The 12,339-nt window shown below is 56.8% G+C and carries 11 protein-coding genes, 1 tRNA gene and 1 pseudogene; 4 read left to right on the top strand and 9 right to left on the bottom strand.

Annotated features, from left to right (window positions below; all coding sequences use genetic code 11):
* The 6 genes and pseudogenes from EOD15_RS17125 to EOD15_RS17100 all read right to left on the bottom strand — a co-directional run.
* Nucleotides 1-363: pseudogene (locus tag EOD15_RS17125) on the bottom strand (type I restriction endonuclease subunit R); the annotation flags it as partial.
* A gap of 8 nt (nt 364-371) precedes the next feature.
* Entirely contained in the window at nt 372-1,082 is a 711-nt protein-coding gene (locus EOD15_RS17120; RefSeq protein ID WP_127321697.1) for a TIR domain-containing protein, read from the bottom strand.
* Nucleotides 1,083-1,094: 12 nt separating this feature from the next.
* The gene (locus EOD15_RS17115) at nt 1,095-1,943 is read right to left on the bottom strand and encodes a hypothetical protein (RefSeq protein ID WP_127321698.1); all 849 of its coding nucleotides are present in this window, start codon (nt 1,941-1,943) and stop codon (nt 1,095-1,097) included.
* Nucleotides 1,943-2,662 carry a restriction endonuclease subunit S gene (locus tag EOD15_RS17110; RefSeq protein WP_127321699.1) on the bottom strand — a complete coding sequence of 240 codons (720 nt, stop codon included), beginning with the start codon at nt 2,660-2,662 and terminating at the stop codon, nt 1,943-1,945. The genes EOD15_RS17115 and EOD15_RS17110 overlap by 1 nt, the downstream gene beginning before the upstream one ends.
* A complete protein-coding gene (locus tag EOD15_RS17105) occupies nt 2,659-4,836 on the bottom strand; it encodes a class I SAM-dependent DNA methyltransferase (RefSeq protein ID WP_127321700.1) in 2,178 nt (725 codons plus the stop codon). Before EOD15_RS17105 ends, EOD15_RS17110 begins: the two co-directional genes overlap by 4 nt.
* 349 nt (nt 4,837-5,185) lie before the next feature.
* Nucleotides 5,186-5,746, bottom strand: a complete 561-nt coding sequence (locus EOD15_RS17100) for a recombinase family protein (RefSeq protein WP_127321701.1) — start codon at nt 5,744-5,746, stop codon at nt 5,186-5,188.
* A gap of 31 nt (nt 5,747-5,777) precedes the next feature.
* On the opposite strand from EOD15_RS17100, the gene EOD15_RS17095 reads away from it, so the two are divergent.
* Both EOD15_RS17095 and EOD15_RS17090 read left to right on the top strand, forming a co-directional pair.
* Entirely contained in the window at nt 5,778-6,635 is an 858-nt protein-coding gene (locus EOD15_RS17095; protein ID WP_127408660.1) for a hypothetical protein, read from the top strand.
* Nucleotides 6,636-6,737: 102 nt separating this feature from the next.
* Nucleotides 6,738-8,654, top strand: coding sequence for a hypothetical protein (locus EOD15_RS17090; protein ID WP_127322357.1), 1,917 nt, complete (start codon nt 6,738-6,740; stop codon nt 8,652-8,654).
* A gap of 192 nt (nt 8,655-8,846) precedes the next feature.
* Here EOD15_RS17090 and EOD15_RS17085 read toward each other — a convergent pair whose 3' ends face one another.
* From EOD15_RS17085 to EOD15_RS17075, 3 genes are all read right to left on the bottom strand, one after another.
* Nucleotides 8,847-9,851 carry a site-specific integrase gene (locus EOD15_RS17085; RefSeq protein WP_127322358.1) on the bottom strand — a complete coding sequence of 335 codons (1,005 nt, stop codon included), beginning with the start codon at nt 9,849-9,851 and terminating at the stop codon, nt 8,847-8,849.
* Nucleotides 9,852-9,951: 100 nt separating this feature from the next.
* Nucleotides 9,952-10,026, bottom strand: a tRNA-Val gene (locus EOD15_RS17080).
* A 115-nt stretch (nt 10,027-10,141) separates the two neighbouring features.
* The gene (locus EOD15_RS17075; RefSeq protein WP_006199474.1) at nt 10,142-10,504 is read right to left on the bottom strand and encodes a response regulator; all 363 of its coding nucleotides are present in this window, start codon (nt 10,502-10,504) and stop codon (nt 10,142-10,144) included.
* A gap of 162 nt (nt 10,505-10,666) precedes the next feature.
* Here EOD15_RS17075 and EOD15_RS17070 point away from each other — a divergent pair, with 162 nt between their 5' ends.
* Together EOD15_RS17070 and EOD15_RS17065 are read left to right on the top strand one after the other, a co-directional pair.
* Nucleotides 10,667-11,608: an N-formylglutamate amidohydrolase gene (locus EOD15_RS17070; RefSeq protein WP_127329367.1), complete on the top strand. Its 942-nt coding sequence runs from the start codon at nt 10,667-10,669 to the stop codon at nt 11,606-11,608.
* A gap of 310 nt (nt 11,609-11,918) precedes the next feature.
* A partial coding sequence (locus EOD15_RS17065) for an inositol monophosphatase family protein (protein WP_281035563.1) occupies nt 11,919-12,339 on the top strand: 421 nt, incomplete at its 3' end.

Genomic DNA, 12,339 nt, shown 5'->3' with positions numbered 1-12,339 from the left:
CAGCCGGTTTGCGGCATAGGATGCGGCGGCCTCTGGGTTCATGCCGGAGTTTGGGCGAAAATAGGCCAGCCGGAAGGTCTTACCGTAGCATTTGAAGCCATACCGCAGGACATGCAGTGTGCCCTTAACGTCTAGTTCTTTGGCGAGGCTGTCGAGCACTGTCGCGGCGGTCTTGCTCCCGAGCAGGGCTTCAAGCTGCGCCCACTTCGCCGCCTGACTGTCTTTCAGGAAGCCTGTTACGTCATCGGGAAAGAGCGCCATGGCCTCATCGTAAGCGGTTGGCGAACGCGACGCGTAGCCGCCCGCGCCGAGTAGCCCGGCTTCAATCGCTGTCTCGAAGTCGCTTTCGGTGTGGCCGGACATGGCGATCCTCAAAGGTTTTTGACGTCGATAGCGTATCCTTGCTCAGCCATCTCTTTGGCAAGAAGCGGCCCTGCCTCTTTCTGAACATCCGTCTTGAAAGGGATGTAAATAAGCCCTTGGATGTCGGAAGGGCGTTCCATGTCGACTTGTGATCCGAGCAAGACCGCTACTCTCGGTCTCCCCAATTTCACCAACAGCATCCCAAGTTCAAGAACTACGTTCTGCCGGGCTCGAAATGCCTTCTGATCTTCATGCTCTTTCGGATAGCCGAGATCATCCGGAGTGGCCAGTACCACACCGAAACCTACATCTTCGGTGTAGTCTTCAAGTTTCTCGATAATCGTCTGACCCTTCGACGGCAATTCGTCTAAGATAACCGGTTCAAGGCCCCACCGGCGTAACATGGCGTCGAGCTGCGTACGCGCTGGCTTGTCATGACCGTACACCACGAAGACTTTTTTATTTGGTCCGTCAGGGGCGGCGGGAGCCGCATAAACAACGGCCCCGAGGCCATCGTCTAGCAAGGCGTCAAGCGCTTCCTTACCCGGCGATTTTCCTTGCGCACTGACCGTTGATGTTCCTGGCCAATAACTCAAGACACCACCGCGTTGTGAACGGAACTGATGACAGCCGTTGGCCTCAGACCAACTGCCTCGCTGCCCGGATTGCTCGATCAACGCTTTGAGCGCGTCGATACCATCGTAGAACTTTTTGGCCATTCATCTCCCCAATCAAGCCAAAGGCCAATTTTTGCGAGTCTTTAGAAAGCTGTCATCTACAGTATAGGTTTGAAAATATTCCCAAGCACCCGAAAAGGCCTCTACATTATGGCTGTAACAGGCCGAACGTGAAAGATCCGAAAAGATTTCGGACAACCACCGGACTACCGTAAGCGCATAGTAACGGCCGAACCGCTGGACAAGTTCAGTTTGTCCGGTTCGGATAGACGAAGTGAGCACATCCTGCATCGCTTCCCCGATTTCGTTGATGTAAAGCACTAGGGAGATGGGCGACATGACGGAATCTACCACGCTGGCGTGTCCCTCTACCCGTTTCTGGATGTCCTTCCCATAATAGTGCTCTTTCAGGATCAGTTCGGCGACCTCGCCCCACCATTTGCCGATTGGTTCATGCTGTCCGAGATTAGGATCGCCCAACGCGGCAAAGTTGGCGTAGCGCCCCCGGCCTGCATCCGCGAAGGCATCGAGACATTCAACGATCTTCAGACTGATTGCATCCGTCGGGCGGGGGTAGTCGAGCTTCAGAGCTTGCTTGCCTGCGACCGTGTGTGCAGCTTGCAACAGGTCGGTCAGATGATGGCCGAATCGACGAACGACCCTTTCACCTGGCATCTGTCCAGCGTTAGCAATTGCATAATCTGCGACAAGAATGAGCTTCCCCAGTCGTTCCAATCCAACCGACAAGCCGAAGAAGGCCGTGTAATATTCCCCCACTTGGTCGGCGTAGTTGGCACGTCCTAAGGCGGTGGCCCCCGAGCCGATAAGTTGCCTTATAAGCATAGATTCTCGCCGCACCGAATGCCATTCGGGTATGTCCCACGGATTTCCGTGACCGGCCATCAATCAATTCCCATCTTACCCGTGACGGCAGCGGTAATAAGTGATGTTCGATATTCTAGAAGAAGGCCGCAAAGACTTCTGTCTTTATCATTGGCAAGATCGCGTAAGGCTTTGGCTCCTAAAGCCCCCCCCGTCATCTTCTCGATGAGCCCGTCGATCCGTGCTGTCTTCTCATCTAGAAACCCTGCGATGCGTCGCTGAGTTTCAATTGGGGGAACGGCGATGTATGCGTTCTTCATTGGGTACTGCCCGAGGCCGTACCGCGTTACCCCGTTGGCGCCTAACTTGAATTGGTCATTCAGCGGTTCCGACCGGCAGAGCCAAGCCAGAAAACCGCCATCAAGTTTCTGTCCTGGCTCCAGCACCGACAAGTGATAGCCGCAGAGCACATCCGGCATGTCTTCGGTGACCAGCGCGGGGATCCCGATATCGTCCCATCCTTCGCTGTCCTTGGTGATGATCACCTGTCCTTTCTTAAGGCGAAATTTTTCGATCTCAACTTCCGTTGCTGAGCCATTCATGAATTCAATATCAGGTGTAATGCGATTGTTATAGTAAACATCAGTGTAGTTGCAGAGTCTCACCAACTCTTCGCCGTCGACAACTGTTTTGTCGACATTACTGTTGCGGGTAGCCGCAAAGAACTTGAGCTTCTCCAATCGCCATCCATCCGGCAGCGATCCGTAAGCTAGTTGTATGTTACTGGGGACGACGGTCATGCAACCAGCCCTTTCAACAGTCCGGCGATTTCGCCCTCTAGCTGGGTGATATCCGCCTCAATCTTGTCCAGCGGGCGCGGTGGCTTGTAGAGGTAGAAATGCCGGTTGACAGGGATTTCATAGCCAACTTTCGTCTTATCGTAATCAACCCAAGCATCTGGGACATGGGCCAGAACTTCACGTGTCAGATAGGCGTCGATCACGTCACGGAATGCCGCGACTAGCCTGTCATTGGGCTTATCCGGGCCGAATTGTATGGGCAGCGGCAGAGCGATGCCCTTCGGCAGCGGGATGTTCTCGGTGTCGCGTAACTCGCTGTCTGGCTCCGGCCTACCCTTACCGTCACGGCAAATCTCCGCATCAGGGTCTCGTTCCCCCAGGGCGGCGAAGATCGCTTTTCGCATGGGGGTGGCAAGTTTCTGACCTAGTCGTTTGGCGGCGCGGGTCAGGTCGGCGTCGAAGGCCTCACGGTCTAAATACCGGCCCTTCGCTTCCAGGGTGGTCAACGCTGAGCGGATGGCGTCTTGAATAGTGCGGCCCTCCGCGATCTCGCGCATCGCGGCCTTGTCGTCTTTGCGCTTCTTTGACGTTGCCAGATTGGCGAAGACTGACTGGTATTCCAGTCGGGCGATACGCGCTGGCGTTGCCTCGAAGTTCAAACGGAGGGGACGCTCGACGGTAACCTTGAGGAAGCCGAACTCGTGGTTCTGGAAGATGCGTGAGACAACCCGCGTTTCAACATCGCCATTGATCCGAACGTCCGCTGTCTCGCCGTCGAGGAAATTGCCGTAGATCCGGGTTAGGTCTCGTATCTGATCCTCTGTGATCTCGTTGCGCTTGTTGTTGAGGCTCTTCTTCATGCGCTCAAAAAAACGCGTGCCATCGATCAACTGTACCTTACCTTTTCGCTCGGGCAGTTTGCGGTTGTTGACGAGCCAGACATAGGTGAAGATGCCCGTGTTGTAGAAAAGTTGGTCTGGCAGCGCGACGACGCTGTCGAGCCAGTCATTCTCGATGATCCAGCGGCGGATGTTCGATGGTCCCGACCCAGCATCGCCGGAAAACAGTGGTGAGCCGTTGAAGACGACCGCGATCTTGGAGCCCACCGCATTTTCATCCCCTTCTTCGTAGGGGTGCATCTTGGAAATCATGTGCTGGAGAAAAAGCAGCGAGCCGTCATTGATGGGGGGCAGCCCGGCGCCGAAGCGGCCGGAAAAACCCAACTCGTTGTGTTCCCGTTCGACGGCCGTTTTCTGATCTTTCCACTCCACTCCAAAGGGCGGGTTGGCGAGCAGATAATGAAACTGTTTGCCCTCGAAGCCGTCGCGGGTCTTGCCGTCCCCGAGCGTGTCGCCGAGGACGATGCTGCTAGTGTCCTCATCCTTGATCAGCATGTCCGAGCAGCAGATCGCCCACGACTCGTCGTTGTACTCCTGTCCAAACAGGGCGAGATTGGCTTGGCTGTTCTGATCGAGAATGAACTTTTCCGATTCCGATAGCATCCCGCCTGTGCCGCAAGCGGGATCGTAGATCGTACGGAAGATGCCCGGCGTGTAGACGTCTTGCTCGCCAGTATAGACAAGGTTTGCCATCAAGCGGATGACCTCGCGCGGAGTAAAGTGATCCCCGGCCTCTTCGTTGGCCTGCTCGTTGAAACGCATCACCAGATGCTCGAACAGGTAGCCCATCTGTAAGTTGTCGATACGCTGCGGGTGTAGGTCTAAATCGGCCATCGCCTTGACGATGGTAAAGAGGCGATTGCTCAAGTCGAGCTTTTCGATCTGGTCGGTGAACTTGAACCGCTCGAAGATCGTCCGCGCGGTGGACGAAAAGCCGTTGATGTAGGAAACGAGGTTTGGCGCGATGTTTTCGGGGTCGCCAAGTAGCCGCTGGAAGGTGAACGGGCTGGTATTGTAAAGCGGATGCTTGCGATGGGGGTCGGCGGCGCGGCCAAGTAGCCTTTCCATCGCACTTGCCGGGATGTTCTGCGCCGTGAGCTTAGCGTGTTCTTTGAGGACGGCGTCCTTAGTCGGCTCCAAAACGCAATCCAGCCGACGTAGCACGACAATCGGCAACATGACCAACCGGTATTGCGGTGGGCGATATGGGCCGCGCAACCGATTGGCGATTTCCCAGATGTCGGACTTCAGCAGATTGTGAATTTGTACGTTCATTACCTATCCTTGGGACGCAGCACTAGAATCGGGCAAGCGTCACGCAAACCGGTGTGCAGCCGGGCAAGGGTGCGAGGCTTTTACAAAGGCTACGTGATTTGAGTCCGTTCGTGAGTTATGGCAGCTGCGAGGGCTTTGCTGCCCGGTACCGCAAGCTATAGATTTGGACACAGATTTGGCAATTCCCCCTGGGGCAACTTGAGCGTACTTGCAAGCGTTTGTCCATAAGCGCGGCCAGATAAAACTCTGCCGTAATCATGCCGATGCCCGGCGCTAATCGGACCTTTTTTGCGAAGATGTGTCTGACAATCCTTCAGTGGGGAGCTTTGGCCATTCCCCCCGTGGGGCTTCAGCCCGGTATTTTTTCTAGGACCTTTTGGACTGATGCCTTCGACAGGCCGACTTCGGTCGCAATCTTGCGAATGCTGAACCCCGCACCTCGCAATTCCCCGATCTGCGCTTCGACAACGGGGGTTATCAGCCTCGGACGACCCCCCACTCTACCCTCGGCCTTCGCCTTCGCGATGCCTTCCATCTGGCGTTCTTTGCGGATGTCCGTCTCGAATTCTGCAATCAAAGCTAAGATGCCCATGACAAGTTTTCCTGTGCGGGTGGTGGTGTCGACGAGGTTGTCGTCGAGGACCTTGAATGCTACCCCTTTGTCGGTCAGCTCACTCACGATCCGGTAGAGGTCAGCCGTGCTACGTGCGAGCCGGTCGAGCTTGGTGATCAAGAGGGTGTCGCCCTCACGCGCATACTCAATGCATCTGGCGAGTTCCGGGCGCTTTCCATCCAGCCCCGATTTCTTTTCGCTGAATATCTTCTCCGCTCCCTGCGCTCTCAACCTTAAGACCTGTGTCTCATAGTCCTGGCCCCTCGTGCTGACACGGGCATATCCAATTAACACCATATCGTACCCTTTCCTCTAGGTTATGATGGACATGCAATTAATGGACGCAAAGTGTACAGTCAAGCCGGTTGTGCTTAAAACCTATACCTTTTTGGACGCTGCCTCCCCCGAGCGACCTTGCCGCTTTTCCGATGGTTCGCTATTTCGACCCGGAACATCGGGAGTTGCCTTCATGAGCATTGGGGAGATGAAACGTGCCATCCTCAAGAAGCGCCGACAGCGCGTTCGGCGTTCCACCTATGGGTACGTCGCCGAACTCATGCTGGCAGATACGGCATTCAGCCATCCTTTTCGCAACCGCATGATCATCGACTGGTGGGCGCGAGTTATCGATCCGCTTGAGGCTGAAACATTTGACAGGGGACCTAAGGGACGACTGAAGTATTTTAGGGATAGGCTGAGGGAACACCTCAAGGCACCTTCCATTAACGCAGCCGCGCGACAGGGAGACGTCTCGGCTAGGCAATTACGTCGGCTAGGCGCCGAGAAGTTGGCTTACGTGCAGCAACAGGTTCGGAGGCTCTCAGACCGCCGACTGAACTATGTGGCGGCAGAGGCTGCTTTTGATGCGAACGACGACCTGTACGTTCAGATGACCGTCGGTCTGATTGCTCTCCCGACGTTTCGCCCTGGGCGGGAGGGCGGTCTACTGGACGGGTCGGCTCGGAGGGCTTCCAACGACCCTCGCTTCCTTCCGTTGGTGTCGAGAATACGAGAGACGCCGGATATTATTTTGCCCGGGTATGCAGAGCAGGACATTGCAAGGCGGATCGAACAATTATCAAACCCCTATGATCCGGTATGGCTGTTCGAGCGCACCTACGTTTCGGAAAGGAAGCGTGAGGGCCTCATACGGAAGCTAGAGGAAGAATATCTCAGCAAAATCTGATACTTAGATCGGTAACGCTATTAGGTACAGCTAAGCTCTGTCTTGGCGTCCTATGCCGCCATCAAGCGGCCTCAAGCACTTAATCAAATCTGAGGAATACCAATGGCTGCACACAACATCGTGGCACCGATCGACTTTGCACGTCGCATGAGAACTCACTGGGAGGACGTCCTAGGCAACACTTTCAGCAACGCCCTTGAACAGCTGTGGCAGGTAACGGCGAGAACCTTTAACAATGCGATCGTCGCCTGCGACCAGCGATGGAGGGTGCTTGAACCGGCAACGGGCACCGGCAAGACCCAAGGGCTCATCGTATACAGCGCCATGATGGCGGAATTGAACGCGGTCAGCTGTCTGGTCAATCGGTCAGGGATTTTGGTCGTGGTCCGAACGATTGAACAGGCGGACGAGATCGTGGCCTCTATCAACGAGATGGTCGGCGGTCCCGTTGCGATTGCGCGGCACTCCGAAAACAAGGTCAGCGTGGAGAAGTGCAGCGAGAAGGATGTGCTGGTGATCACACATTCTGCATACCAAAGGGCTGTCGAGGCGATCTATCGCAATCAGCAGGGTAAGTGGGATGAGTTTGTAAATTGGGAGGGGGGCCGACGTTGCCTCACGATCATCGACGAGGCAATTGCGAACATTGTCGAACACTATCAGGTCAAGGCACAGGATATCAGCAACGTCGTTGCGATGATCGACCAGCCGATGAGGGTCAGACACCACGTGGCTGTCCAAGCGATCGAGTCGTTGAAGCGTACTCTGGAATTCCTGGAGTTCGACCGCACAGACGAGAAACAGGGTTTGCTCTGGCGTGATGTGATGGGGAGTCAGATCGACTGGTCAGGCAGTCATTCCTTGCTGGGCCTCGCCGAGGAGGTGTCTCGGCTCCCGCTCGACATGATGATGCTGCGCAAGGATAGCCCGCTGGATCGTCATCGCCTTGCCGAGCAAGCCTGCAACACGTTGCGATCTTGCGAGAACATCCTTGGCAAGTGGGCCTATTATCACCGGTCGGGCGATTGGGACACAATCAACAATTCGGAGTTGTTGATCCCGGTTGACTTGCCCGGTCCTGTCGTCCTCGATGCCACCGCCTCGAACAACATGCTCTGGGAATTGCTTGGAGACCGGGTCGATCGCCCGCTTATCCCGTCAAAGGCACGGAGCTATCGCAACGTGAGGCTGCATGTTGCCTACGCCAACGGCCTTGGGAAGAGCAGCATGGCAGAGAAGGGCGGCAATAGGGTCGCCCGGGTCGTCAAGGAACTGGAGAAATCGTGCAAGGAGAAATCCGTGCTCATTTGCCTTCACAAGCTGGTCGAACCGAAGGCGCTCGCATTGAGCGCCAATTTCTTGCGATACGAGGTAGCCCACTTCGGTGCGATCGACGGTAAGAATGACTGGCAGGACTTCGACACTGCGATCATCTTGGGGCTTCCTTATCGGGGAGACCTCTGGGCAGTCGGCACGTTTATCGCTTTGCAAGGGTTGCCCGAGGACGAGTGGTTCGCATCGCCTTCGTGGCAGGGATACGACGATGTCCGCAAAGTCATGGAGCAAAAACAGATAACGGTCTCGGTGGTGCAGGCGATCAATCGCATCCGCTGCCGCAAGGTCATCAACTCCGACGGTGACTGTCCCTCAGCCGACATCTACATCATCCTGCCCGACAACCGTCAGGGGGCATCGATACTGAAGGACATTACGACTGAAATGCCGGGCATCAACGTCTTGCCCTGGGATTTCGTACTCGACGGGGATGTGGTCAAAGTCCGCCTGGCAGATGGCTATGACCCGCTCATTTCCTTCATGGCGTCCCGCCCCTCTGGGGAGACCTCAGTAAGGATGATCAAGTCGGAACTCGGCTGGTGTTCATCCAAGATGAAGGACCTCGGTCGGCTGTTGCGTGATAACGGTCATCGCATAACAGCAACACTCGCCGAGATGGGTGTCACGTTTCATCACAACGGCAAGATCGGCAGGGGCGCGAACGGTTGGTTGCTGAAAGCCTAATGGTGGGTGGCTCCTATACTGGAAGATAGCGTCCACCAAAACCGAACTCGGGTCCCCAGCGGTCTCGGCGGACACGCCTTCATACGGGAGTATTTCCCGAAGGTCATTTTGTGGGAAGACAGAAGGTTTCGTTGCCTTTGTGTCTTCCCACATTTTTCGCTGATCAGGATCACGACGACAGGGGACGATTTGTCATCCTACGCTGGAGGCGGCGGTCAGCTTAGCCCTAATGGATGCATGGCTGGCATGGGCGTACCTAAACAGCATCCGCATGTCCCGATGTCCACTGATTGAGGCCACCTCGGGGGCCGTAAGACCAAGCTCAAATAGTCGAGATATGGCCTCGTGCCGGAGGTCGTGGAAGTTCAGATCATTGATCTCTGCTCTTTGGGTGAGCCTATCCCAGCATAGCCGAAGAGCAAGCGCCGATAGCGGAAACACCTTACAACCGGTCTCCTTACCCTTTGGGACTGTCCTAAGGACCGCGAGGGCACCCGGTGTCAGCGGAATGGTTCGTGAGTAGCCGTTCTTCGTCTCAAGAATGATTGCCGTTCCCCGCGCTTCGTCGATATCGCACCATCGCAGGTTCAGAATTTCGCCGCGCCTCATCGCGGTCTCGATGGCAAAGCGGATCACTGGGAGGATTAGGGGGTTTCTCGTCTTCCCTCCAGCCGCGCCCAACCTGTCCAACTCGCCTTCGCGGAGCCGTCGCTCCCGCCTGTTGTCATTCGTCTTGAGCGACAGGTCTACCAAGGGGTTCTTGAGGGGGAGTTTCCATTCGGTTCGTGCAAGCTCGAACATGTTGTTCACTGGCGCCAACTGCCTTTTCAGCGATGTGGCAGCTATGGTCTTGAGCCTCTCATCACGATAGGAGGCAAAGTCCGACGTGTTCAGATCGGCCAGGTCCTTGCGACAGACGGGATGTCGCAGGAAGGCATTGAGGACGATCGTTTCGATATCCGCGCCCTTCTTGAAGGCTACGACCTCGGTGCGGTAACGCCGAACAAGATCCCCTAAGGTGATCCCTTTGAGTTCCTTACGGCTCGGCGCGAGTTCTTGGCGATCAGCTTGCGTCTCAATGTGTCTCGCCCATTCCTTGGCGTCCGCCAGTTTGTGGAACGAGCGTGAGATGGGTGGGAAACCCTTCCTGCGAACCTGAACTTGATATTTGTCCCGGTGTTTTCGGATTGTAGCCATGACAGACCCTTTGCTGTGACCAGAGTGTGACCAGCAGCGAATTCAAGGGTCTTAGGGAACGCTTGGCGTCTGATTTGCTTAGAGAAACCAGAGGCTTGGATGGTGGGCGTGACAGGGATTGAACCTGTGACCCCTGCAATGTCAATGCAGTGCTCTCCCGCTGAGCTACACGCCCATCCGAAGCCGCGCATACACCATTTTTGATCTAGCGCGTCAATAGCAGGAAAAAGGAAAGAAGGCGTCGTCTCGCCGCAGTGGCGAAGAGCGCGGCGCCGCGCTTAAAAAACGGCTCAGGCCGCCTGCAGCATCTTTTCGACCTCGTTGACGAGGTCGCGCAGGTGGAAGGGCTTCGACAGCACCTTGGCGTCTTTCGGCGCCTTGGAATCCGGGTTCAGCGCAACGGCGGCGAAACCGGTGATGAACATGACTTTCAGATCAGGATCGATCTCTGTGGCGCGCCGCGCCAGTTCGATGCCGTCCATCTCCGGCATGACGATGTCGGTCAACAGCAGCGAGAAAGGTTCCTCGCGCAGCCGCTCATAGGCGCTGGCGCCATTGTCGAAATCGCTGACCTGGTAACCGGCGCGCTCCAGCGCCTTGACGAGGAACCGACGCATATCGTCGTCGTCTTCCGCCAGAAGAATGCGTGCCATGATATCCCGTCCGAATCACCCGCCCGAGGTTGCCGTTGGGCAAGCCCGTTAACCATCCTGTATATGAGGAGGTGAGGGTAAACATCAAGTGAACGCTGACGGGATGATCCATATTTGCCGGGCGTGTGCTGCGGCCGAAATGCTGGACACGAGGCTTGCAAGGTGGCACTTTCACATCATGATGCACTGGTGTTTTCGGGTTCGTTCAAATTGAAGACGGCAGCCGAGGATTTTTCGGTCTTTCCACCCTTCGAAATCCGGTCGGGCGTCGAGCAGCGCGTCCCCTTCCTCTTCAACTCACCGCATAGCGGCCGCTACTATCCGGAGCGCTTCCTTGCCATGGCAAGGCTGGACCGCAACGCCATCCGCCGGTCCGAGGACTGCTACGTCGATGAGCTGTTCGGCGGGACCGTCGCGCTCGGCGCACCGCTGCTGGCGGCGAATTTCCCGAGGGCCTATCTCGACGTCAACCGTGAACCGTGGGAGCTTGATCCGCGCATGTTCGCCGAGCCGGTGCCGTCCTTCTGCAACATCCGCTCGGCACGGGTGGCCGGCGGGCTGGGCACGGTGCCGAAGCTGGTCGGCGAGGGGCTCGACATCTATTCCGGCCGCTTGCCGCTGGCCGAAGCGGTCGCCCGCATCGAGGCCGTCTACAAGCCCTATCACGAGACGCTGAAGCGGCTGTTGACCAGAACCCATGCGCGGTTCGGCTTTGCCGTGCTGATCGACTGTCATTCGATGCCGGCGAGCATCAGGGTCGGCGACAGCGGCCAGCGGCCCGACTTCATCATCGGCGACCGTTTCGGCATCTCGGCAACGGCAGCCCTGACCGACACCGCGATCGGCCTGCTCAGCGCCATGGGCTATTCGGTCGCCCACAACAAGCCCTATGCCGGCGGCTTCATCACCGAGCACTATGGCCGCCCGGCGCGCCATCTGCACGCGCTGCAGATCGAGGTCAACCGGGGGCTCTATATGAACGAGCGGACATTCGAGAAGGCTGCCGGCTTCGATGCGCTGGCCGACGATCTGACGCGGTTCTCAGCCGACCTGATGTCGATGCCCGATCATCATTTCATCGACTTGCCACTGGCCGCGGAGTGAATAACCTGCCGCTGGCCGCGGACTGAATGGCGCCATAAAAAAAGACCGCATCGTTTGCACGATACGGTCGAAGTCTAGGGAGGAAACGCCCAAGGAGGGCATGGACAGGAAACCCTGTCCGAGATTCAGGGTATTGTGCGCTGCACAAATGTCAAGCGACCTTCAGCCTTTTTTAATTCACTCTGATGTGGAAATTGCGTTTCGATGGCGCCTGTGTGACATCCAGGCAACAGATGCCGTCGCGGAAAAATCCTCGACACCCTTGTTTTGGCACGAAATTGGCGGCAAAGCCTGGCTCGGGCATGCTGCAATGCGGGAGAATCAGTTGGACATCAGCATCTATTTCATGCGTCGCATCGCGCAGGCGGCAGCGGCGGAGACCTTGCCGCGCTTTCGTGCCCAAGGTGCGGTCGCCAACAAGGAACAGGGCAGTTTTGATCCGGTCACCGAGGCCGATCGCGAGGCCGAGCGCGCCATCCGGGCTCTGATATCGGCTGAGTATCCCGATCATGGTATTCTAGGCGAGGAGCATGGCAGCGAGAACATTTCGAGCCGGCACGTCTGGGTGATTGACCCGATCGACGGCACCCGCGCGTTCATTTCCGGCCTGCCGGTGTGGGGCACACTGGTCGGGCTGACGGTCGACGGCGACGCCGTTGCCGGCATGATGGCGCAGCCCTTCACCGGCGAGCTTTTCTACGCCAACGGCTCGGGCTCCCATTATGAGGGGC

Origin of the sequence: Mesorhizobium sp. M7A.T.Ca.US.000.02.2.1 (assembly GCF_003996995.1) — a bacterium.
GTDB lineage: Bacteria > Pseudomonadota > Alphaproteobacteria > Rhizobiales > Rhizobiaceae > Mesorhizobium.
Note: the sequence above shows the minus strand (reverse complement) of the source record. Positions and strands in the feature narration are given on the sequence as shown.

Excerpts from the sequence above, each read along its gene's own strand:
- EOD15_RS17120 (WP_127321697.1), bottom strand. The coding sequence starts at position 1,082 with ATGGCCAAAAAGTTCTACGATGGTATCGACGCGCTCAAAGCGTTGATC.
- EOD15_RS17115 (WP_127321698.1), bottom strand. The coding sequence starts at position 1,943 with ATGGCCGGTCACGGAAATCCGTGGGACATACCCGAATGGCATTCGGTG.
- EOD15_RS17110 (WP_127321699.1), bottom strand. The coding sequence starts at position 2,662 with ATGACCGTCGTCCCCAGTAACATACAACTAGCTTACGGATCGCTGCCG.
- EOD15_RS17105 (WP_127321700.1), bottom strand. The coding sequence starts at position 4,836 with ATGAACGTACAAATTCACAATCTGCTGAAGTCCGACATCTGGGAAATC.
- EOD15_RS17100 (WP_127321701.1), bottom strand. The coding sequence starts at position 5,746 with ATGGTGTTAATTGGATATGCCCGTGTCAGCACGAGGGGCCAGGACTAT.
- EOD15_RS17095 (WP_127408660.1), top strand. The coding sequence starts at position 5,778 with ATGCAATTAATGGACGCAAAGTGTACAGTCAAGCCGGTTGTGCTTAAA.
- EOD15_RS17090 (WP_127322357.1), top strand. The coding sequence starts at position 6,738 with ATGGCTGCACACAACATCGTGGCACCGATCGACTTTGCACGTCGCATG.
- EOD15_RS17085 (WP_127322358.1), bottom strand. The coding sequence starts at position 9,851 with ATGGCTACAATCCGAAAACACCGGGACAAATATCAAGTTCAGGTTCGC.
- EOD15_RS17075 (WP_006199474.1), bottom strand. The coding sequence starts at position 10,504 with ATGGCACGCATTCTTCTGGCGGAAGACGACGACGATATGCGTCGGTTC.